This window comes from Phyllobacterium sp. SB3 (assembly GCF_040009165.1).
Taxonomy (GTDB): domain Bacteria; phylum Pseudomonadota; class Alphaproteobacteria; order Rhizobiales; family Rhizobiaceae; genus Phyllobacterium.
This window is the reverse complement of sequence record NZ_JBDYKI010000001.1, coordinates 673,297-693,901: the sequence shown is the minus strand read 5'-3', so window position 1 is coordinate 693,901 and position 20,605 is coordinate 673,297. Positions and strand designations below refer to the sequence as shown.

General features: G+C 49.0%; 20 protein-coding genes and 1 pseudogene. 7 read left to right on the top strand and 14 right to left on the bottom strand.

Annotated elements, in window-relative coordinates; genetic code table 11:
• Window positions 1-35: 35 nt before the first annotated feature.
• From ABKW30_RS03470 to ABKW30_RS03455, 4 genes are all read left to right on the top strand, one after another.
• Window positions 36-656 (top strand): recombinase family protein, encoded by a 621-nt coding sequence (locus ABKW30_RS03470; RefSeq protein WP_348596607.1) that lies wholly within the window; start codon window positions 36-38, stop codon window positions 654-656.
• A 91-nt stretch (window positions 657-747) separates the two neighbouring features.
• Window positions 748-921: a hypothetical protein gene (locus ABKW30_RS03465; RefSeq protein ID WP_348596606.1), complete on the top strand. Its 174-nt coding sequence runs from the start codon at window positions 748-750 to the stop codon at window positions 919-921.
• Between the two features lie 205 nt (window positions 922-1,126).
• Window positions 1,127-1,303, top strand: a complete 177-nt coding sequence (locus tag ABKW30_RS03460; RefSeq protein ID WP_348596605.1) for a hypothetical protein — start codon at window positions 1,127-1,129, stop codon at window positions 1,301-1,303.
• Between the two features lie 43 nt (window positions 1,304-1,346).
• On the top strand, window positions 1,347-1,646 hold the full coding sequence (locus ABKW30_RS03455; protein ID WP_348596604.1) for a DUF982 domain-containing protein: 300 nt from the start codon (window positions 1,347-1,349) through the stop codon (window positions 1,644-1,646).
• Between the two features lie 670 nt (window positions 1,647-2,316).
• Here the strand turns inward: ABKW30_RS03455 and ABKW30_RS03450 are convergent.
• From ABKW30_RS03450 to ABKW30_RS03410, 9 genes are all read right to left on the bottom strand, one after another.
• Window positions 2,317-4,947, bottom strand: a complete 2,631-nt coding sequence (locus ABKW30_RS03450) for a hypothetical protein (protein ID WP_348596603.1) — start codon at window positions 4,945-4,947, stop codon at window positions 2,317-2,319.
• Window positions 4,948-5,472: 525 nt separating this feature from the next.
• Window positions 5,473-6,393 carry a hypothetical protein gene (locus ABKW30_RS03445; protein WP_348596602.1) on the bottom strand — a complete coding sequence of 307 codons (921 nt, stop codon included), beginning with the start codon at window positions 6,391-6,393 and terminating at the stop codon, window positions 5,473-5,475.
• Window positions 6,394-6,626: 233 nt separating this feature from the next.
• Entirely contained in the window at window positions 6,627-7,124 is a 498-nt protein-coding gene (locus tag ABKW30_RS03440) for a hypothetical protein (RefSeq protein ID WP_348596601.1), read from the bottom strand.
• 15 nt (window positions 7,125-7,139) lie between these two features.
• The gene (locus ABKW30_RS03435) at window positions 7,140-7,817 is read right to left on the bottom strand and encodes a hypothetical protein (RefSeq protein ID WP_348596600.1); all 678 of its coding nucleotides are present in this window, start codon (window positions 7,815-7,817) and stop codon (window positions 7,140-7,142) included.
• Between the two features lie 18 nt (window positions 7,818-7,835).
• A complete protein-coding gene (gene tssI, locus ABKW30_RS03430; RefSeq protein ID WP_348596599.1) occupies window positions 7,836-9,917 on the bottom strand; it encodes a type VI secretion system tip protein TssI/VgrG in 2,082 nt (693 codons plus the stop codon).
• Window positions 9,918-10,556: 639 nt separating this feature from the next.
• The gene (locus tag ABKW30_RS03425) at window positions 10,557-10,796 is read right to left on the bottom strand and encodes a hypothetical protein (protein ID WP_348596598.1); all 240 of its coding nucleotides are present in this window, start codon (window positions 10,794-10,796) and stop codon (window positions 10,557-10,559) included.
• Between the two features lie 90 nt (window positions 10,797-10,886).
• Window positions 10,887-11,252: an SH3 domain-containing protein gene (locus ABKW30_RS03420; protein WP_348597602.1), complete on the bottom strand. Its 366-nt coding sequence runs from the start codon at window positions 11,250-11,252 to the stop codon at window positions 10,887-10,889.
• A gap of 332 nt (window positions 11,253-11,584) precedes the next feature.
• On the bottom strand, window positions 11,585-11,914 hold the full coding sequence (locus tag ABKW30_RS03415) for a hypothetical protein (protein ID WP_348596597.1): 330 nt from the start codon (window positions 11,912-11,914) through the stop codon (window positions 11,585-11,587).
• A gap of 8 nt (window positions 11,915-11,922) precedes the next feature.
• Entirely contained in the window at window positions 11,923-12,339 is a 417-nt protein-coding gene (locus ABKW30_RS03410) for a PH domain-containing protein (RefSeq protein ID WP_348596596.1), read from the bottom strand.
• Window positions 12,340-12,463: 124 nt separating this feature from the next.
• On the opposite strand from ABKW30_RS03410, the gene ABKW30_RS03405 reads away from it, so the two are divergent.
• Complete coding sequence (locus tag ABKW30_RS03405; RefSeq protein WP_348596595.1) at window positions 12,464-12,832, top strand: helix-turn-helix transcriptional regulator; 369 nt, start codon at window positions 12,464-12,466, stop codon at window positions 12,830-12,832.
• 32 nt (window positions 12,833-12,864) lie between these two features.
• On the opposite strand, the pseudogene ABKW30_RS03400 reads toward ABKW30_RS03405, so the two are convergent.
• The 5 genes and pseudogenes from ABKW30_RS03400 to ABKW30_RS03380 all read right to left on the bottom strand — a co-directional run.
• Window positions 12,865-13,509, bottom strand: a pseudogene (locus ABKW30_RS03400) (magnesium chelatase domain-containing protein); the annotation flags it as partial.
• 104 nt (window positions 13,510-13,613) lie between these two features.
• A complete protein-coding gene (gene gshB / locus ABKW30_RS03395; protein WP_348596594.1) occupies window positions 13,614-14,555 on the bottom strand; it encodes a glutathione synthase in 942 nt (313 codons plus the stop codon).
• 89 nt (window positions 14,556-14,644) lie between these two features.
• Window positions 14,645-14,998 (bottom strand): septal ring lytic transglycosylase RlpA family protein, encoded by a 354-nt coding sequence (locus tag ABKW30_RS03390; RefSeq protein ID WP_348596593.1) that lies wholly within the window; start codon window positions 14,996-14,998, stop codon window positions 14,645-14,647.
• 430 nt (window positions 14,999-15,428) lie between these two features.
• Window positions 15,429-16,619, bottom strand: coding sequence for a mannonate dehydratase (gene uxuA / locus ABKW30_RS03385; protein ID WP_348596592.1), 1,191 nt, complete (start codon window positions 16,617-16,619; stop codon window positions 15,429-15,431).
• Between the two features lie 36 nt (window positions 16,620-16,655).
• Window positions 16,656-17,426 carry a GntR family transcriptional regulator gene (locus tag ABKW30_RS03380; protein WP_348596591.1) on the bottom strand — a complete coding sequence of 257 codons (771 nt, stop codon included), beginning with the start codon at window positions 17,424-17,426 and terminating at the stop codon, window positions 16,656-16,658.
• A 198-nt stretch (window positions 17,427-17,624) separates the two neighbouring features.
• Here ABKW30_RS03380 and uxaC point away from each other — a divergent pair, with 198 nt between their 5' ends.
• Window positions 17,625-19,022 (top strand): glucuronate isomerase, encoded by a 1,398-nt coding sequence (gene uxaC, locus ABKW30_RS03375; RefSeq protein ID WP_348596590.1) that lies wholly within the window; start codon window positions 17,625-17,627, stop codon window positions 19,020-19,022.
• 18 nt (window positions 19,023-19,040) lie between these two features.
• Window positions 19,041-20,519, top strand: a complete 1,479-nt coding sequence (locus ABKW30_RS03370) for a mannitol dehydrogenase family protein (protein ID WP_348596589.1) — start codon at window positions 19,041-19,043, stop codon at window positions 20,517-20,519.
• The last annotated feature ends 86 nt before the right edge of the window (window positions 20,520-20,605 follow it).

Sequence of the window (20,605 nt, the reverse complement as noted above, 5' to 3'; positions counted from 1 at the left end):
AAACATAAACCAGCGTTTATGTTTGAAGAGGATCGATGCAATACGTTGCTTATTACCGGGTTTCGACCAAAAAGCAGTCCAAATCTGGATTGGGTCTGGAAGCTCAAAAACAGATGGTCGAAGCATTTGCTGAAGCAAATGGTCAGCTGATCGCCGACTTTGTTGAAGTTGAATCTGGCAGGAATGATCAACGTGTTGAGTTGATCAGGGCGATGGCGTTTGCCAAGAAGTCAGGCGCTTCATTGCTGATAGCCAAACTCGACCGTTTTTCGAGACGCGTCAGTTTCATTGCGACAATGATGGAAAAAGGCGTTCCACTGGTTATCGCGGAAATGCCGAATGCAACGGATTTTCAGCTTCACATTTTCGCAGCACTGGCACAGGAAGAACGCAGACTGATTTCCGAGAGAACCAAGGCAGCACTCGCTCAAGCCAAAAGGCAAGGAAAACAGCTTGGTCTGAATGGATCAGTTTTGGCTGAAAAGAACAAGGCTGACGCTGAAGCGTTCGCGTCGTCACTTGTCAGCCACTTGGACGAAGACTGGAAAAACCAGTCCCTTAGTCAATTGGCAAGAACTTTGAATGCGAAAGGGATTAAAACCAGAAATGGCGGCAGGTTCTTTCCTCAGACAGTGAAGAACTATCTAGGGTCCTGAGCCCGATATCATACCCTTTTTTAATCTAGACCATGATTGCTTGATTTGTTAGCCGCGAAACTGTTATTTGGGCATTTTGCACAGGTGAGCAATGGCCAAGAAGAAAAACAAAAAGCTTTCGACTTACGTTACGACGAGTCTGGGGCTGTTCTATCTAAATATTGAAGATGGTTCCCCTGAACCTGAGATCATGGGACCGTTCAAGACTTTGGCTGAGGCCGAAGAAGAGCAGACCCGCCAGTCAAAGCTTCGTAAATCCAAATAGAACAGCTATCCTGACACGTGGTGTGTTTCAGTTTGTGGCAATTGAGAAAGCCCGACAGGCTTCCGCACGGCTCTGAAAAATTACGACAAAACTCTTGAAACGCAGTTTTCCCAGAATTATAATTCCGGGTATCCAAACAACCCAAATGCTACCCCGCGATATGTATCGTGGGCGCAGTTTGTTATTCTTCAGGGAGTGGCAAAACATGGAAGGACTGACTCAAAAAACCTCTGTTAATCGCGTAGCTCCACCGGAGCTGCTTATCAAGATCAAGGCTCAGGCGGTTCGAGACTACTCACCGCCTGAAACAATCTCCGAGATCTTACGCAAGGCAAAAGGTGGTTGCATGCGCCGCCGCGTACGATCTTCAGGGAAAGCCTAATCAAACCCAATCGATTTCTTGGTGAACCATTCTGGAGGAATTGATGAACATATATTTCGAAAGCCCAATCTTCGTAAAAGATGGATCGCGAATTGTTCGCGAAATCGCAACGCTTGATGATGCGATTGAATTTCTGGACAACTGGCCGGAAGCCCATCGCGATCTTATTCATGAAACTGCATGGCGTACATGCTGTGAAGTCTTCGACGGCCATAAGCCGCTGAGCGTGGCTCATTCGGCATTTGAAGGCTTCGCCCGCAAGGCAAAGATACTTGAAGATCCTGCGTCGGTCATGCCTTGGATTGTCAACGGAAAAGCAGGAGGTGGATTGATGACGGCTTGATACAATCTCAACACAGCCGGTATCTCAAAACGATAAGGTTGTCTTCCGGATAAAGTCTGGTTCCAAACTCAACAATGATTGGATGAGTTTTCCTTGAATGATGCCAATGGATAGGAATTAGCCTGCGGCACGCGTAAACGCGTCTTTTCTCCTTTTTTGGTAATCAGGCCCTTTCAAGATAAAACAAAAGGAGGATAAGAGAATGATTTTTATGGTTTTGTATATAAAGTGGTGTGTTATCCTGCATCGCATAGATGCTTGGGTTTAATATATCCAATATATTCTTATAATATAAAACAAACCAAAATCCGTAAAAGTTATATATGGGTGTGGGGAGGCAAACATTTACGGATTATACTTGTCTACGTAATAGACGCGTCGTTATTATTTAAAACAATTCACTCATCCTGTAAACATTAAACTTGGTGAGGCCCGTTCCTCGATAGGTGGGATAAATATTGAAATCTGTGGTTGGGACCTTGGTAGGTGACCACTGAGGTTTATCTGATTTCAATATTTATGCTGGCTTTCGAGGGATGAAGAAGGGTTTTCACGAGTTATCCATTGGCCCTTAGATAAAGTGAATCTCATAAAAAACCGGATCAGAAATCCGGTACGGATTTCTCTTCAGTTTACTGAAGTGGGTTAAATCCTTGTTGACGCGATTTTCTTATTCAGGTTCCATCAGGATATCGATATCCAACTGCGGATAGTGGTTTTGCTTTAACATCTGGATAGCCTGCATGGCCTTTTCTGTACGGAACGATTGGTTGGGTTTGAACTCTGCCCGCTTGCCATTATCCAGATCAGAATCTTTGCACTCGATCCCGCAATCCGCCAACGCACTCATAAAGCTTGCATGGGAGATTTTTCCCTGAATTTCAATCTCACGATCAAACCCTGCCAGTGAATGCTTGAACGCACGGCACAAATCTCTTCTTAGCCTTTTCATATCTCCCGCTTGTCTGCTCACGTACTTTGCCCGCTGGCGATCAGGCGTGGAGTTGGTTTGGAGATACGTATTGAAATTATCAAAATCGGATTTTGTCTTCAGGCAACTGTGAGACTTGGAATCATATTTTTCCCATGCATTTCTTGCCTTTTTGAATTCCTCTGCATCTTCCAGTGGAGCGGTTTCATAAGACAGGTGGGTATAGGTTTTCCCGTTAAAAACGACCGATTTATCACTTGGTTGGATTGGTCTGCGTTTCCAATCGAACTCCATTGAAACGCGTTTCGACACGTCCTTGAAAACGAAGTCTGTTTCAAATCTTACCATGTCTTTGATACCAATACCGGACGTGTATTCCAGCTTTTGTTCAGGATAGCGATTGAAGAATAATTCTACGACATGATTGTTTTGCTGATCATCATCGAAAAGAATGTTGGTTTTCAGCCCTCCTTTTTGAAGAACGATCGCATCTTTACCAAAACCTTTTTTCAGTGTCGCCGATCCACGTGTTCGCCATCCCAACGGCTGCCTGATCTGATGCTTTATTTCCAGTGACGTATCGTTGCCGACCAGCTTTTGTCTGGCCGCACCAAATGATTTGACCAATGCCCCTGTCGAAGCCTTATCTATTTGAGCTTGTGAAGCGGTGGTGAGCAAGCCATCCGTAGTCGCGCTGAACACTTTTACGGAAGGGGGAAATCTATTGAGGATTTCCCCAAGTACGGCCCTTGTATACGATGTGATGAAGGCGGCGAAGAACGGCTGTGTCAATTCACTGGCAGGTAACTCGACCATATCATCGCTTTTGAGATCATATACCCTTTTCTCTTTCAGCCCTTGCGCTGTCTTACCATACGTACTGTTTCCAACTTCCTTCCAGAACAGATTGTCGAACGTGCCTTTACCGAACGCATTGCGCCTTTCGATGCAATCGCGATTAAAATCTGCAAATACCGGGTTTTTCTTATCTGTGTCCACGACGACCGCTGTTTTGACCGTCAGTGTTGCCCCAAGCTTCCTTGCAAGATAAATCTCAGGCGCAGCACAATAAGATTCTCCTTTTCTTGGAAATATAATTCCATGCGCGGTTCTGACTGGTAGTGTGGGAAACCGAGCTGACGCCGGAAATTCAAATTCCACCCACGCATAGCCAAGATCATCCAGCTTGAAATCATCAATACTGTAGACCTCTCGCACACTTTCCCAGTCTGGCGTGCCTATCAGGGACATTGCCGTTGGATAGGCTGAACTCAAATCGATGTCTTTCCACTCGCCCTCATCAGCTATGCCGAAATGATATTGCTCATTGCGTCCGCCGTGAAAACACTCTGTAATAAAAGCCTGCTTAAAATGTACCTTTGGCAGGAATGGTGTTTCTGTATCTGATATAAAGTAGCCCAGTTTCTTCTTGTATTGTTTGGTGTCCACCTTCTCTTTTCCAACGATCTGATAAGGATCAAGCCCCTTTTCTTCCCAGCCTTGCCACACCAGTTTGCGACCGAAGCTTGTCAGTGTGACCGGCATTTTGAACTCACCAAATAATTGATGGTTCTGCCTGATAATCCGTTCTGCATAAGCAACACAGATTTCCGCGTCTCGAATTGCATAGTCGCGGAACTCTGGCCAATTCGTCCGGCGATACTCTTTCATATTCTCTTTGATATGAAGCTCCGTGGCGGCATCATCCGCCAGAGAGAACTTTTCAAAACCCAAGATGTCACCGATGGCCGCCAAGGATTTTGCGTTCGCTGGAGCTAGCAGGATTGTGTCACGCATTCTGACATTCAGCGTGCCGAGATCGTTGTTTTGATTATCGCAGATCGTTAGCTTCTGGGACGCGTCAATGGAAACAAATGTGCTGCGAACATTGGACAGTAAATTTCTTGCATGATCGGCAAACCCCTCAAAAGCTGGCAAATCTGCCCGAGTGAAATGGCCTATCAGGTAAACATCCTTGGGAAGAACGATGTCAGGATTCTTCCCGACAAGATCGCCAAGGCTCGCTGCGATGAAGTCGTCAAGAAACCATCGTTTATCTTCATCCGGAATGATAATTCCTGAAACTGAAATTGGCGGATCGGCTGGTTGACTGTTTGCATCGATAAGCTTGACGCAATACTGGTAGGAAAGAACCTCGTTTCGCGCTTTGCGATCCTTGATCTGCTCAGCCGTCACATTGAATGACTGGTACTCAGTATCGAAACCAATCAACAAATGTCGTGTGGTCGATTGACCTTTTCTCCTTCTCCCTGCTGGTGAAAAGTTATGCGGGTTGATTGATACCGTAATTGGGTGACTGCCCTGTTCAGGCGTAGCTGTATTAAACTCATAGGTGTTGAGTGTCGTCATTTTTGGTCCGCCCCGTTCGCGCTGAGAATGAACGGTCCAAGGCTTTCATTCCAGTAGATCGCAATGAGTTATCCGCATAATTTTATGGTGTAATTGATCCATGGAATGCGAATGGATCGAACGTTGAAATTGGCCGACTATGCGAGCTGCCTCGCAGATTGTTTCGGCGTAAACCTGACGCGGATTTCTGACCAATATGTCGCTGCAAGCAACGCACCGATTGTGAGCGTTGATGCCGTGGGTTCAATTGGCAGCAGCTGCGTAACTATACCAGTGATAGTTATGTATGAAGCCGCAGGCTGGGACCTCCAAATCGCAATAAGCCTATCGTTGTTACGACCGCCGCAACGAGAAGCAGGATGTCTGCTTAGGTAATCTCGGTTGGAGCTTTGGCATCTGCCACGGTGCTAAAGAATTCAACCAATCCACTGGTCAATGCTAAAACCAAGTTTGCAATCACTAGTACGCGGAACTTCATGGTTGTCATTTCTGCGATCATGCTCACCTAGCGTTGGAATGTGGTTGTTATTGACTGCTGGAGAGCGCAGACCACATTTCTGTGGAAGCACTCTTAGCCAATGTTAGCCCCTCTTGGACAAGCGCTTGGTCGTTGTTGACCGTCTCGTTTAACTTGGTAACGAGACGATTGAATTCTTCACTATCGCTGTCACTCTCAAAGAGCAAAACACCATCTGCGCTAAGCGAATACTGGCCCTGGCGGTCAAGAAGAAACTGCGACGTTGAAGCGGCTGTATTCATAAGCTCGCTAAAACCTGCAACCCGACGAGAAAAAATGCTCCGATTGTTTGTGTGCCTTCGCTCAATGCCCCCAAGATATCCCTTACGCATTTGGCTGGACAGCTGAGCCAGCAGGAGATCAAATTTATGCCGTTCGATACTGAAAATTTCTTCCGCTTTTGGTCCAAAATCGGCCAGAAGTGTAATTTTCGCATTTGCCGCCGCATTGGCTGCTCGCAGTGAGCCGATGTCCATTACTTTTTCTGGTAAAAACGGTCCGTCGAGTGCGGGATCATCTAGTGAGTTTAAAAGCTTTTCGAACGAGGCTGCACTTTCTGTTGAGATCGCCTGCATTCCACGAGCTGTTGCAGCGTAACGAGTATTGGAGCGTTGAATTGTCTCCATTAGTTTGTCTGGACCCACTGCCGCAGCTTCAGTTTGGAATTTCCTCACATCATAAGTGTCAACGATTATTGATCGATTTGACATAATCAACATAACCAGGGTTAAGGCCAGTGTTATATCGCCTCTAAATTTGCTCTTTGTAAAATGCGCAATCGCTCCGGCAAAACATGCAACGATTGCAAAAAATGCTGTCGTTTGGGCAATGATGTACCCGATGCCAATCGGTGATCTGCTAATATAAAAATGTATCGTAAACATCACTGCGATCAGCATCGCGAGAGCGATCTTGCTTTTTCCCGTCATTTTGGCCCCAAAGTATTCTATGCCCATATTCTTTTGGTCACTATAACATCGCTGCTTTTCTGCATAGTGGATTCTCGAGCATTGCTGGCCCGCTTGGAGGCAGCTTCCCAGTCGAATCGTGGCACATTCTGTCTATCGCAAATCGAGACTGGACATATCGGTTCTGATAAATGAGCCTTGGCATAATACATAAATCCAAGAAGAGGATCGATCCCCTTCAGCAAACACGATAGTCACATTCTGTCAAACTCCACATCTTTAAAACAGAACGCCAAAGCTACTCTTTCGTTATCTAGAACAATCTCAAAATTGCGATTGCTAATTACAGCGATCGCGCTTGTTAAAGCTGAGCGATTAAGTAGTAAAAATGCATTGTTTTCCTTCAAGAAAAAGATAGGAGAGATGTTGATATTTGAATTTATAAGGAAATTTCTCGCAGTCCAATTTTCACACTTGTTGAGCACTTGGTGAAAGAGGCTATATTCGCTTTCCGCAACATCTTTTATTCTAGTTGAGACCCCTGCAAGTATATTGCTCCCGTCTCTGCTTCTCTGTGTGAAGCGAATATCCACGTCAGTATCGGGACTGCTTAGAATAACGTTGTCATAAGAATTAACGTGCGGAAATACATCCGTAGATTCCTCGGAATGGCAACTCATATCGAACGAGTAGTAATCGATGCCATATATACTTTTATATGAAATACACTCTTCAACCCACAATTCGATCATAACTCTGCTCTTGTTCTATTTATAAAGGAAATGAAGTACAGTCCAGTCCTTCGTCCGAAGGACTAATTCCAATGTGTATTTCTTAGCTTGGCCAGTTTTATCGTATTTTTCAAGCTCAAGGATAAATTTCACCGCGCCAGCAACGCCTTGGGGATCAGCCATTCTTTTGCCGTAGCGAGCTGCCAGATAAAGGACATGCGTAGGCACGTATCTACCTTTTTCTGCCATATGTACTGCTGTGGTGCCCGTGAACTTAAAGATCTCCCGCTTAGTCAATTGGCGAAACGAAATGCGCAACCCAACCAAAGCTGATCGACTTATAAGAGCAGCCGCAATGCCTAAACTGGCTGAGCGCCCTATTTGCCTTCCCGCAACAACAGCAGCTTCTTTTCCTCCTTGTAGAATCCACTTAATTTCTGTGATTCCAACAAAAAGCAAAAGTATGTCTTCGACAATGTAAACATTCTCTAAGGGAAGTTCTTCCATCCCCACGAACTTGCCTTCAAGGTCGTATATTTTCTTAAGACCAGTCCATTCTTCCACCCACCCAATCACTGCATTTGATTCTTCATCAAATACTGGCTTCCAATTTGCTGGAATTCCAGGTAAGCGCACGGCAAATATTTCATCAGAATCATGATGAATAACATCCGCATCAAGCTCGATACCTATTTCAGTGCCATTATAACCCATATCTGTGCTTTATTTCTTTCAGTTTAAATCGATGCGTTTAGCATTCAACTTTATAGAAACCCCGTTCACTTCAATTTGCCCGTCCTTATTCAAAATAATTTTTGATTTCCCGCATCTCAGTTCAATGGATTGTCCGGCACTAACAATCACGTGCTGATTGCCTGACATCAATATGCTCTTTCCTGAGGCCAAGGATTTTGAGCCATTCGATATCTCCGTACTGTTTCCTTGGACTCGTATCGACGATTTGCCAGAAATGTTGACGTGGAAATCTCCTGGCCCCTTATAATTATCGTCAAGAACCTGATAAGATTCGCGAAGTTTTACAAATTGATCAAAGATGCGTAAATTAGCGTCGGGCAAACTTGTTGACAGACCCGACTTTCCGACTGAAAGACGCATGTCACCTTCAATCTGTATGGTCTTATTTAACCTTGTTTGGCTGAGTTCATTCTTAAATACAATGTTTGTCTTGTTTCCATCCGTACGCTCTACGTGATCATTTCTGACATAAGAAAGCCTATCATGCCCTACAATTTTTGATTCATCGTGTTCAATTTCGACATCCATATCTCTTTCAGCGTGGACATAAATTTGTTCACGCCCGTTTTCGTCCTCAAATGTCAGTTCGTTAAAGCCTTTCCCCTTATGCGTGTTGGTCTTGAACACACTCTTTGTCTTGTTTGCGGGAAGCTTATACGGAACCTTTGTGCTTGGATTTGGCACGATGCCGGTCACGACGGGACGGTCGGGATCGCCTTCAAGATAGGTGACCATCACTTCCATGCCGATACGTGGGATGACTTGTGCACCGAAGCCACCACCGGCCCACGACTGCATGACGCGTATCCAGCAAGTATCGGAGCCATCCTTCTTGGCGCGATTGCGTTGCCACGGAAACCACACCTTGATCCGGCCGTATTCATCCGGGTGAATTTCCTCGCCGGGTGGTCCGGCGACTATGGCGACCTGCGAGCCGTCAACCCTCGGCTGCGGCGTTGTCCGGTGCGGCGTTGCGGGAAGTCTTGAGGGAAGCGCAATAAAGCTGTTGGAGTAGTCGAGAGAGCCATCTTCCGCAGTCTCGTAAGAGTGATCGACAATCCGGTGCACAATGGCGGTGACCACATATTCCTCAAACACGTGCTCGGCATGAGCAACTTCATAGGGCTTGAACTTGCGGCCCGCTGCAAGGGTCCTGACCGTGGATGATCCCTCGATCTTCTCGTGGTCGGCCTCAACCGCCTGCATGCGAAGCTTTGAAGCCGCTTCGTTGGAAGATTGATCCATGGCTTTCGCCGGGTAATGGAACAGTTCGTACTCTGCGTTTTTCGGTAGCGACACGAGCGAGGGAGTGACCGCACCCTGTGGCCCCTTCGGCATCTCAAAGTTCCAGTCACCACCAGCCCGTTTTCCTGGTGTGAATTGATAGTCTCTTGCAAACGCGCTGATGTGGTTCCTGTCCGTGGAGCCTGCTGCAAACCTAACATCGGTTTCCGGTCCCTCAGTATACCCAAAAGGATGACTGGCGATATGAAGCGTATGCTCACCATCCTCATGTTCAAACCAGTAGAAGAGACCATCCGCCTCAAGGCGGCGGGTGAGGTAGGCGAGGTCCGTCTCATTCCATTGGACCGAGTAATGAATTGGTGCCGGTGGACTGACGACGCCGCCGGTGACCGCTGCCTTGATGCCGTGTTCCGACAAGAGAGTTTCAGCGATCTGCAGCGCCGTCATATCCATGAATATCCGGCAATCCGAACGCTGCGACAGCAGCCACAATTGCGGCCGGATGGTCAGCTGATAAGAGCGCAGTCCACGCGAAACCGGTGGCCCTTCGCGAAAGCCTGTGATCAGTCCGTTCCAGGGACGGCGCTCGCCATAGGCAACTTCCAGCGAGACATCGGCAAGCGTTCCGACAAGTTCTTCCGGCTTGAGGTCGGTGCGCTTGGATTTGACACTGACATGGATTTCGAACAGGCCATTGATTTCCTCGCGGACATCCATCTTCTCGGCGAGAAAAACATCAAGCCCAAGCACCGTGGAAATGCGAAGAATGCGATCTGCCTGAATCAAACCAGCGTCGAAGAATTCGTATTCCATTCGCACCTCAAGTGTATTGCAACCCAACTCTAATGCTCACGTTGTTTTAGGGCGCTCGGAGAGATGCGTCGAGAGCTAATTCTTTTTGATTAGAATAAAAGCGAAATAAAGCTCACTTTTCAGCTCACGAAACAAAGCAACACTGAATATATGATTTGCGTTCGATACAAATGTTAGGTTTGATCTTGATGAGCACTCGCAAGAGCGTACTAGCTCGTCGTGCACTCAGGGGAAAAAGATTGCCCGTGACCGCTCCCGCGTTGGGTCTTTTTTATTAGCGTACTTATTTTCATCTTTCCGAAGGCTCGAAAGTGATCAGAAGCATTCGGTCGTTGTCCGAAATTCTCTTTGGCTTGATGCTTAGTGGATGCAGACAATTTCAATTCCCGATAATTTCCAAGCGTATATCTTGCTTGAAGACGTTCCGTATTTCCCTGAACCTAATTGCTGGATTCAAAAGGGAAGTATCGTTTTCACCTGCGTGAAACCAGACTACGGGATTGCTGCTGGCGATAGCCGTATGTTGGGAGAGCCGTGTTTGGCTGTTACGCTTGATCCAACCGGCGATTATCCGTTCTGGACTGTTCCGGTAAGATTACTAACGCCCGCTGTGAGAGCGAATTAGCTTTTCCCACGTGGTTATTCTGGAACAGGGTCAACCAGTATTTCAATGACGCATGCTTTATCAGTCAGATATCGGAAGAAGCGGGAGACCACGACCCAAAGTTTTTCATCGTTGCTGTCAAAATCAAAGAAACTAAGGAAGTCGCCGATATCGGGTAGTATTGCATTCGGGTTTGGTTCCAGTTCTTGAAGAAGCTGTGAGAGTTCGGGCTTGTTATCGATAGGGAGTGACTTGAATTCGATTGAGTACTTCATTGATATTCCCCTTGTAGTTGTCCTCCCATTTTCGCTAACGATCACCTCGGCAAAAGGTTCACAACAGCATTTTCCTTTTCATTTCAATCGTCAGTAATAGCAAATTGGGCTACGCCCTCCGGGACGACTGTAGGCACTCCTGCCGCCACAACGACTACCGTTACGTGCATAGTCGTAGGGACAGTCACAGGTGCCGGAATAAGGCTGGCGAACGGGTTGTCCTGATCGATTTTGAGATGGAACTCGCACTACCGCCGATGGAGGCGAAGGCGCTCGCGGTCGCTCACTATTCACCGGTTTTGGAGCAGTTTCCGAAATATATCGGCCATAAACCCAGCCTGTGTGGTTGCGATACGATATGCTGAACCAGCCGGATCGGTGATTGACAACCTGAACGATCTGGCTTGCATCTATGGTGGTTATGACTTGAGAGGCCGTGTTGGGCTCAGCTCTCATGTTAATGCGGGTTGTAACGTAAAGATGTTTGCCGATGTACGGATGCTTCTCAACAATCGGAGGCGGTGTAACTGGTCGCTGGGATACCGACGGCTTTTGTATAAAACCCAGTCCCTCGACCGGTTGGTCGGATGATTGTGACACTTGGGGAGGCGGTGTGGATATTGGCGGCGGTTTATCTTCACCAAACAATTTTACGACAAGCACGATTAATGCTGCGCCGATAATCCAATTTCTCACTTTCACCAATTTTGATCCCCACCCCTATGGAATCAAAGCAAAACCATCGTCAAGAGTCGAGGCTGGTGATTGGGCGTCAAGCTTGGATGCTATTACGGAAATTTTCTGATTAGTTCCCTTGTTCCTTCGTCACGACTTTCGAAACGTCCGTTCACGCATGAGTATGCTTCACCGCTTTCTCCAACCCCGAAGCTAACACCGGATTCCATCGGATCATCAAACGTGACATAGATTTCTGTCGGCTTGGCATTTTTCTTTATATATTTCAGTGCGTACACATAACATTGGGCATCACGGTCGTTCAGTCCCCTCTGGATATACACTTCCGTGGCTCGATCCAGTTTATCAAGCCTGACCGTTTCCACATTAGCCGCAGTTAAAATCACACCTACGGCGATAAGAGCTATAAAAGCACGCTTCATTTAGTCACCTACTCTGTATGAATGCGAACGTTGCGGCTCTGCTTTAACTGTTCGGTTGCCTTACGAATTTTCTCGCGGGTATCTCTCGGTGACAGAATTTTCTGAATATTCCAATTTCCCGACACATCTGACGTATTGACCTTGACTGATCCAATCTGAAGCATGCGATCAATCACGCCCTGATCAAGCTTGGTATCCTTGATTCGGTACAGCTCAATGTCATCGATCTTTTTGGCGATGATACCTTTCTCAACCATCAGCCGATGGTTGGTCAGCGTATACCGTGTCGTCAATCGAACGATGACCAGATATGCTACGACAAACAGGAAAAGTCCTCCCGTCGCTATCGTGAGAATGATCCAAAAGGGATTGAGAAACACATCCCGCAACACTGGTCTATCGACCCAAATCGTCTGTTCTTCCATTTGCTCTCCGTCTTAGGTGGTATCAATGACTAATAAAATCCTCCATATGGTATAACCATATCATTTTCAACGCGAATTGGTATGGATAGATATTTTATCGCGGGTAGACTCGTCTCATCAGTTAATGATGACCCCGAAGCAAAAGGCCTTACAGTCCGCAGAGTTATTTAAGGAGCGTCTTAAGGCGGCTCGTGTAATGCGTGGGCTCACCCAAGGCGAATTAGCCACGAAAGCAGAGCTATCTTCTGTGACCATCAGCAAACTCGAAACCGGAACGAACCGACCTGCTTTCGAAATAATCGTAGCGCTGTCTCATGCCCTCGAAATCCCTCCAAATTTTTTGCTTGGATGGGATGGCAGTTTTTCTGATGAGGTTAAACCGTCTCAACAACAAGCTATACAGCGCCTCGTCCTTGCGGCAGGAAGGCTTGAAGATGATTGGTTAAACCAACTTATTGCGTTAGCTGAAAAAGCTGGCTCTAACTTAAAATAAAGCCCGCGTACAATTTAATTAATAGCGTACAATATGAGGAGATTATGTCCACCTGCAGCGGCGACCTCCAATGCGCGCCGTGCGCTTTCCTGCCCACGTATCTCGGCCAGATCAGGTAGCCCCGTTGCCCCGGCCTGCATCGCCGGTTCCGGGCGGGAAAGCACCTGTGTGCCGCGAAAATGGTTGGCGAGTGCAATGAGGCTCCGTGGCGCCAGAATATCAATATCCGAACCAGCCCATGCAGCTTCCGGACCACATGGTGCTGGACATATGAGGCCTCTTTCCTGTCTGTTAGCCGCAATGGCTGCAGGCAAGACGCCCGCGACATGGGTTATTGTCCCATCAAGTGAAAGTTCGCCAAGCACCACATAAGATTGTAGCGCATCGGCCGGAATAGCACCGAGACCAGCCATAAGGCCCACGGCAATCGGCAAATCATAATGACTGCCTTCCTTCGGAAGGTCTGCTGGAGCAAGATTTATTGTGACTTTCTTGACGGGCATTGACAGACCGGAAGCGTGTAGCGCTGCTTGCACACGTTCACGACTTTCCGCCACTGCCTTATCCGGAAGGCCGACGATATGCATACCCATCTTCCCCGGTGCGATCATGACCTGTACATCGACAGGCTGGGCTTCAATGCCTTGAAAAGCGACCGTCCGGACACGGGTAACCATGCAATGTTCCTTGAAAATACAGTAATCTAAAATGAAAAAGTGCCAATGTTTTCACATCAGCACGTTTCATCCCGCATGACAAGAACATTGAGTGAACGCAGGATTTACCGGCGCTTGGCTTCCACTGCATCCCAGAACAGCGCCGCAATATCGGCACCACCGAATTTTTTGACTTCCCGCACACCTGTTGGAGACGTGACATTGATTTCGGTCATATAGTCGCCGATTACGTCAATACCGACAAGAATAAACCCGCGCTCGCGCAAAGACGGGCCTATTCGAGCGCAGATTTCCCGCTCACGCTCTGTCAGTTCTGTCTTTTCGGCACGACCACCAACATGCATGTTGGAACGGGCATCCGTTTCAGATGGGACCCGGTTGATAGCTCCCACAGGCTCACCATCAATAAGGATGATGCGTTTATCGCCCGAGCGAACATCCTTGAGGTAACGTTGAGCGATGAATGGCTCGCGGAACATCTGGCCGAACATTTCCAGCAGTGACGTGAGATTGCGATCGCCATCGGCCAGATGAAACACGCCTGCGCCGCCGTTGCCATAAAGCGGCTTTAGGATGATATCGCCGAACTCCTTGCGGAATGCGGCAATTTCCTGCGGATCTTTGGTGATCAGCGTTTCCGGCATCAAGTCGGGGAACTCGGTAACAAAAATCTTTTCAGGACTGTTCCGCACCCAAGCCGGATCATTGACTACGAGCGTCTTCGGATGAATGCGCTCCAGCATATGGGTAGTTGTGATGTAGTTCATGTCAAAAGGCGGATCTTGCCGCAATAGCACGACATCCATCTCCGATAGATTACGGGATATTTGTTCGCCAAGCGTGAAATGATCACCTTCGACATCACGCACACTCAGTTCTTCTACACGTGCGGAGACAATGCCATCGCGCATGCTCAGCCGGTCAGGAGTATAGTGATAAAGGCTGTGTCCCCGCTTCTGTGCTTCAAGACAAAGCGCAAAGGACGTATCGCCGCCGATCCGGATAGAATTGATATGGTCCATCTGGACCGCGACTTTCAGTGCCATGGAACGCCCCCGGTTTTAACGCGAATGTTCACATGGCGATGTCACGTTCAACGATCAAGGTCAATGCCGAGATTGTTGGTCCTGTTTTATCAGAGGCGGGCCATGCAGATATTCGTGTGGCCTGCACTGACAAAACCGAGACGGTTTGCAGCACCCTTGGAAAGATCGATCACACGGCCTTTGATGAACGGGCCGCGATCATTGATGCGAACCACGATGGATTTGCCATTACGCTGGTTGGTAACCTTTACCTTGGAACCGAAAGGCAATGTACGATGAGCCGCAGTAAGTGCGGAGGGATTCATGCGTTCACCTGAAGCGGTTTTGGAGTGGAGAGCATACCAGGAAGCACCACCGCATGCGGCATTTGCGGAAGCCGCACCAAACATCAACAGAGCAATTGAGGTGACGAGTACCGTACGGATACTTGAAAAAGAAATCATAGAGAAAGTCGCACTTTAAACGGCCCGTGGCAGAAATGCCTATGAAGAAACACGCAGCTGAAAATGACCTTGGGCAAGTAGATCGTGGCGTAGATGAAGTGCCTCTTCTATTTTGTAGAAATGTGGCGCTGAGGTGTCTCGGTCGGAAAGAACATCTGAGATTAACCGAACAGAATTGCCAAGTTACTCAAAAAACTTGTCTTATTATGATTCAAAACGTGATCAGGGTTGCTTTATATAGAAAGGGATATGCCTTCTGCCATGGGGAAGTGTGGCGATATTGTGATGGTTTATGATAGAATTATTAAGCGTGAGGCGCCGCTCCCGGTAAATCGACATAAAAGGGTTAACAGGAATTAAGCCATTGGATGTAGAAAACCCCGGCTTGAAACAAACCGGGGTTTTGACACGATGCAAAATGTGATCGGTTTTATGCGAGTGCGCTCGCGTCGAGGGCGTGAATAATACCACGAAGCTCGGCAAGACCACGCAGGCGGCCAATTGCCGGGTATCCCGGTGTCACGTCCTTGTTCAAATCATCAAGCATGCGATGACCATGGTCCGAGCGGAAAATGATACTGTCCGGCTTGGCGCGTTTACTGTCTTCAGCAAGCAGCTCGCGCAGGACTGCAACCATGTCGACATCACCCTCCAGATGCGCTGCCTCATGAAAACTGCGGCCATCGCCTTCCCGGGTGGTTGCCCGCAAATGCGAAAAATGGATGCGCGATGCAAAGCGCCGGGCGATTTTCGGCAAATCATTATCGGCACGTACACCAAGGCTGCCGGTGCAAAAACACATGCCGTTCGCAGCGGAAGGGACTGCATCGAACAATGCCGCGTAGTCCGCTTCCGTTGAAGCAATGCGTGGCAGGCCAAATAGCGAGCGGGGCGGATCATCCGGATGCAGCGTCAGCTTGACGCCAAGATCGTCTGCAACTGGAGTAACGGCTTCAAGGAATTCAATCAGGTGCTGCCGCAGGCGCAGTGCATCAATACCGGAATAGGCTTCAAGTTTCTCGCGGAATGCAGGAATGGTCAGAGGCTCGGTTGTCGAGCCCGGAAGGGCGCTGGCTATGTTCCGGGTAAGATCGGATATCTCCTGCGCGCCCATAGCTTCATAAAGGTCGTTGGCGATTTCCCGATCAGCTGCGGAATAATCGTTTTCGGCACCGTTGCGCTGCAGGATGTGCAGATCGAACACTGCAAAGCTATTATGGTCGAACCGCATGGCGGTAGAACCCGTTGGTGTCACATAATCAAGGTCTGTGCGGCACCAGTCGACGACAGGCATGAAATTATAGCAAATGACTTTGATGTCATTGGCGCTAAGCGCTTCCATGCTGGCAATCCATGCCGCAATCTCTTGCTTTGCTGCTCCACCGAGACGCTTGACGGCATCGGGGATCGGAATGCTTTCCACTACAGACCAAGTGAGTGGTGTTCGGTCTGCTGGTGTCGACTCGATCAATGATTTACGGGTTTGAACCTGTTCTTTGGTCCAAGCTTCACCGATCGGCACCTCATGAAGGGCAGACACAATGTCTGTTGCTCCCGCCTGACGCACATTGTCGAGTGAAACCCCTGCTTTGGGCCCAAACCATCTCCATGCCTGACGCATTATTCCTCCGTCAAATTTTCGTATTCCAGCCGTGGATCAGACAAATGATCCCGGATGGCTTTTTCTCAAGGTTTCAATATCGGGAATGACGGCATTCAAATGCTGTTTCATTGCCGCACAGGCAGCGGGAACGTCATGGTTTTCAATCGCATTGCGAATGATTTTGTGTTCGGCAAGCACATGGCCCATCCGGCCCAGGCCCGGCAATGTCATACGGCGTGCTCTGTCGATCTGAACTTTCACGGGCTTCAGATAATGCCAGATGCCGGGATGCCCCGAAATTCCGGCAATGGCCTCGTGAAAAGCTTCATCTGCCTCGTGAAATGCACTCATATTCTGCCGGTCTGCAAAGAAATGCTGGCGGGCAAGGATTTCATCGAGCCATTCGATATCCTTGGGCGTAGCCACTGCGGCGGCACGCTCGACCGTGGCACCCTCAAGAGCTTGGCGAATAATGACAGCCTGCGGGATGAGAGCTACTGGAATACGGGCAACGAAGGTTCCGGATTGAGGAAATACGTCAACAAGGCCGTCTTCTACCAGGCGGATCAATGCTTCGCGAACGGGCGTGCGGCTAACGCCGAAACGCTCGGTCAAAACTTTCTCGTTGAGTGCGGTTCCGGGTGTCATCTCCATGGCAACAATAGCGGCGTGAAGCTCACGATAAATTGCCGTTGCGGTGGTCATGCGCCCGACCGGAGCACCACGCGGGCTAGGCCGTGCGCCTTTAGTTGCGCGGTCAGACTTGGATTCTGCGACCGACGACGCGAGTTCTGCAGTCTTGCCCCCGAAATTATCTGCTGTCATTTCAGCGCTCCATTTCCATCTCTCACAGACCCTCTGTCTCACTGAATGATGGAATTCCGTATAAATTCATAGTCCGATGCCACTATTATCCGACGATATAAAACGCAATCACCGGCTGTTGACATACTAATATATTATTATTTAGTCTTCGCCAAGATCATCGTTCGCCCTAATTGAGCGGCGGCAAGGGACATTTCCATGGCACTTCACCCAGACCGGCTATTCCCCATCGAATCCGATGCGCGCTCGATTGCAAGGCGCCTTTTCGGTGCAGTGGAGCGACTACCGATCATATCGCCGCACGGGCATACGGATCCATCCTGGTATGCCACGGACGAAGCCTTTCCCGACCCCGCCAGCCTCTTCGTGAAGCCGGATCATTATATTTTCCGTATGTTGTACTCGAAAGGCGTCAAGCTCGAAGACCTTGGCGTGCCAAGACAGGATGGCGGTCCGGTTGAAACCGATGGCCGGAAGATATGGCGGCTGTTTGCCAAGCATTTTTATCTGTTTCGCGCCACCCCATCGCGCCTCTGGTTTGAGCACGCTCTGGAAACTGTATTCGGCATCGTCGAGCGCCTTACCGAAAAAAATGCTGATGCACTTTATGACAGGATCGCAGAACGCCTCAACGACCCCTCAATGCGCCCACGCGCACTTTACAAGCAGTTTGGCATCGAGGCTATCTCTACTACGGATGCGGCAACGGATAACTTGGCGGCTCACGACACAATATTAAAATCTGGCTGGGATGGTCGCGTTGTGCCTGCCTATCGCCCGGATGCTGTCGTCGACGCATCGCGCACTGATTTCCGGACTAATGTTGAGGCTTTTGTCGCTCTCGCAGGCACAAAACTTGATTATCAAGGCTATCTGGAGGCGCATCGCATAAGGCGGGCCTATTTCAAGCAGCGCGGCGCTACGTCCACAGATCACGGCCATCCAAATGCCCGTACCGCCAATCTTTCAACGTCCGAAGCTTCTGCACTTTTCGAGCGCGTTCTCAAAGGTGCTTCGACTGCCGATGCTGATCTTTTCCGTGCGCAGATGCTGACCGAAATGGCACGCATGAGCATTGAAGATGGTTTGGTCATGCAGATTCATCCCGGCTCATTTCGAAACCACAACGCTGCTGTGTTTGAGCGGTTTGGGATGGATAAGGGCGCAGATATTCCACGGTCCACGAGCTATGTGGAAGAATTGAAGCCGTTGCTTGACGCCTTCGGTAACGATTCCCGCCTTACGCTCATTCTGTTTACACTGGATGAGACGAGCTACAGCCGCGAACTTGCGCCCTTGGCGGGTCACTATCCTGCCCTGCGGCTCGGACCTGCATGGTGGTTCCATGACAGCCCTGAAGGCATGCGGCGGTTCCGCGAACTGACGACTGAAACCGCTGGCTTCTATAATACTGTTGGTTTCAACGACGATACGCGCGCCTACCTGTCCATTCCTGCCCGCCACGACATGGCGCGCCGTGTGGATTGCGCATTTCTGGCACGACTTGTTGCGGATCATCGACTGGATGAAGATGAGGCGCACGAGATAGCCCACGACTTGGCATACAGACTGGCGAAACAAGCCTATAAGCTTTGAACCGAAAGAATTCCGACGATGACTGAACAGGCACGCCTCTCCAATGCGACACTCTCATCTTTGCCAAGGGAGGTGACGCGTCCTGAATATGACCGGAGCCGGGCGAAAATTGGCATAGTGCATCTTGGTATCGGTGCCTTTCATCGGGCACATCAAGCTGTCTATACCGACAGTGTATTGGCAGGCGGGGACAATGACTGGGGAATCCTCGGTGTATCATTGCGCAGCGGCGATACGCGTGACGCCTTGGAGCCACAGGATGGTCTTTACACAGTTGCAACGCGCAGCGGGAATGGAGATAGCTTTCGGGTGATCGGAAGTATCAACCGGTTGCTGGTTGCTCCGGAAAATACGGAAGCTGTTCTTGACGCAATGGTTGATGCTGCAGCCAAAATTGTCTCTCTTACAGTGACCGAAAAAGGTTATTGTTATTCGCCAGCATCAGCGTCACTCGATGAAAGTCATCCGGACATTGTGCACGATCTTGCAAATCCGACTGCTCCTAAATCAGCTATTGGTTTCATCGTCGAAGCTCTTTCCCGGCGCCGGGCCAACGGGACGGAGCCGTTTACTCTGTTGTCCTGCGACAATCTCCCTGCTAACGGCCGGACGCTACAACGTGTCGTAACGCGTTTTGCCGAACTCCGCGATCCTTCACTGGCAGATTACATCAGAGAGAACATCGCGTTTCCGTCGACTATGGTTGACAGAATTGTTCCAGCGACTACCGACGCAGATCGTGCCCTGACAGTGGCTGCTACCAAACTCACCGATACGTGGCCGATCATGACCGAACCATTCTCGCAATGGGTTGTGGAAGATCATTTCCCTGCAGGACGACCAGCATGGGAGAAATTTGGCGTCACGTTCGTGGATGACGTGGACGCCTTTGAGTTGATGAAGCTGCGGCTTCTGAATGGCAGCCACTCGACATTGGCCTATCTTGGCTATCTCGCGGGGCATGAAACCGTTTCGGATGTGATGAAGGCTCCGGGGTTCAATGACCTTATCGAAGCGATGATGGATGAGGAAATTTCACCTACACTTCCGCCGCTACCCGGCTTTGATCTTGCTGCCTACAAGACAGAACTGCGTGAACGCTTCCGCAATCCGGCCCTGCGTCACCGCACTTGGCAGATTGCCATGGATGGTTCGCAGAAACTGCCGCAACGATTACTGAATACGATCCGCAAGTGCATTGAGAGCGGCTCGTCGTTTGATCGTCTGGCTCTCGGTGTCGCTGCCTGGATGCGCTATGTAACCGGTGTTAGTGAGACGGGCGCAGCTATCGATGTCCGTGACCCGCTTGCCGCTGAACTCAAGAGTCGGACCGCCAAAAAAAATAGCGCTGACGAAATTTTTAACGCACTTATCAGCATGGAGCAGGTTTTCGGCGATGATCTTCCTGCAAACAACGTATTTAGGCGAAGTGTCGAAGCTCAACTTGAGAAGATATTGAAGCATGGAGCAGCGGAGACCGTGGCTAAAACCACCTGAAGCCGAAAGTTCTTGCTATCTGCATCTGATAGATTAATATATCAAATACAATAAAGATCAGTTGTGGGAAGCTGGTTTATGCCCAG

Bases quoted from the DNA above. Each gene is read 5' to 3' on its own strand.
- ABKW30_RS03470 (WP_348596607.1), top strand. From the start codon at position 36: ATGCAATACGTTGCTTATTACCGGGTTTCGACCAAAAAGCAGTCCAAA.
- gshB (WP_348596594.1), bottom strand. From the start codon at position 14,555: ATGGCACTGAAAGTCGCGGTCCAGATGGACCATATCAATTCTATCCGG.
- ABKW30_RS03390 (WP_348596593.1), bottom strand. From the start codon at position 14,998: ATGATTTCTTTTTCAAGTATCCGTACGGTACTCGTCACCTCAATTGCT.
- ABKW30_RS03410 (WP_348596596.1), bottom strand. From the start codon at position 12,339: ATGGAAGAACAGACGATTTGGGTCGATAGACCAGTGTTGCGGGATGTG.
- ABKW30_RS03455 (WP_348596604.1), top strand. From the start codon at position 1,347: ATGAACATATATTTCGAAAGCCCAATCTTCGTAAAAGATGGATCGCGA.
- ABKW30_RS03440 (WP_348596601.1), bottom strand. From the start codon at position 7,124: ATGATCGAATTGTGGGTTGAAGAGTGTATTTCATATAAAAGTATATAT.
- ABKW30_RS03405 (WP_348596595.1), top strand. From the start codon at position 12,464: ATGATGACCCCGAAGCAAAAGGCCTTACAGTCCGCAGAGTTATTTAAG.
- ABKW30_RS03465 (WP_348596606.1), top strand. From the start codon at position 748: ATGGCCAAGAAGAAAAACAAAAAGCTTTCGACTTACGTTACGACGAGT.
- uxaC (WP_348596590.1), top strand. From the start codon at position 17,625: ATGGCACTTCACCCAGACCGGCTATTCCCCATCGAATCCGATGCGCGC.
- uxuA (WP_348596592.1), bottom strand. From the start codon at position 16,619: ATGCGTCAGGCATGGAGATGGTTTGGGCCCAAAGCAGGGGTTTCACTC.
- ABKW30_RS03445 (WP_348596602.1), bottom strand. From the start codon at position 6,393: ATGACGGGAAAAAGCAAGATCGCTCTCGCGATGCTGATCGCAGTGATG.
- ABKW30_RS03370 (WP_348596589.1), top strand. From the start codon at position 19,041: ATGACTGAACAGGCACGCCTCTCCAATGCGACACTCTCATCTTTGCCA.
- ABKW30_RS03460 (WP_348596605.1), top strand. From the start codon at position 1,127: ATGGAAGGACTGACTCAAAAAACCTCTGTTAATCGCGTAGCTCCACCG.
- ABKW30_RS03380 (WP_348596591.1), bottom strand. From the start codon at position 17,426: ATGACAGCAGATAATTTCGGGGGCAAGACTGCAGAACTCGCGTCGTCG.
- ABKW30_RS03420 (WP_348597602.1), bottom strand. From the start codon at position 11,252: ATGAGAGCTGAGCCCAACACGGCCTCTCAAGTCATAACCACCATAGAT.
- tssI (WP_348596599.1), bottom strand. From the start codon at position 9,917: ATGGAATACGAATTCTTCGACGCTGGTTTGATTCAGGCAGATCGCATT.
- ABKW30_RS03415 (WP_348596597.1), bottom strand. From the start codon at position 11,914: ATGAAGCGTGCTTTTATAGCTCTTATCGCCGTAGGTGTGATTTTAACT.
- ABKW30_RS03450 (WP_348596603.1), bottom strand. From the start codon at position 4,947: ATGACGACACTCAACACCTATGAGTTTAATACAGCTACGCCTGAACAG.
- ABKW30_RS03425 (WP_348596598.1), bottom strand. From the start codon at position 10,796: ATGAAGTACTCAATCGAATTCAAGTCACTCCCTATCGATAACAAGCCC.
- ABKW30_RS03435 (WP_348596600.1), bottom strand. From the start codon at position 7,817: ATGGGTTATAATGGCACTGAAATAGGTATCGAGCTTGATGCGGATGTT.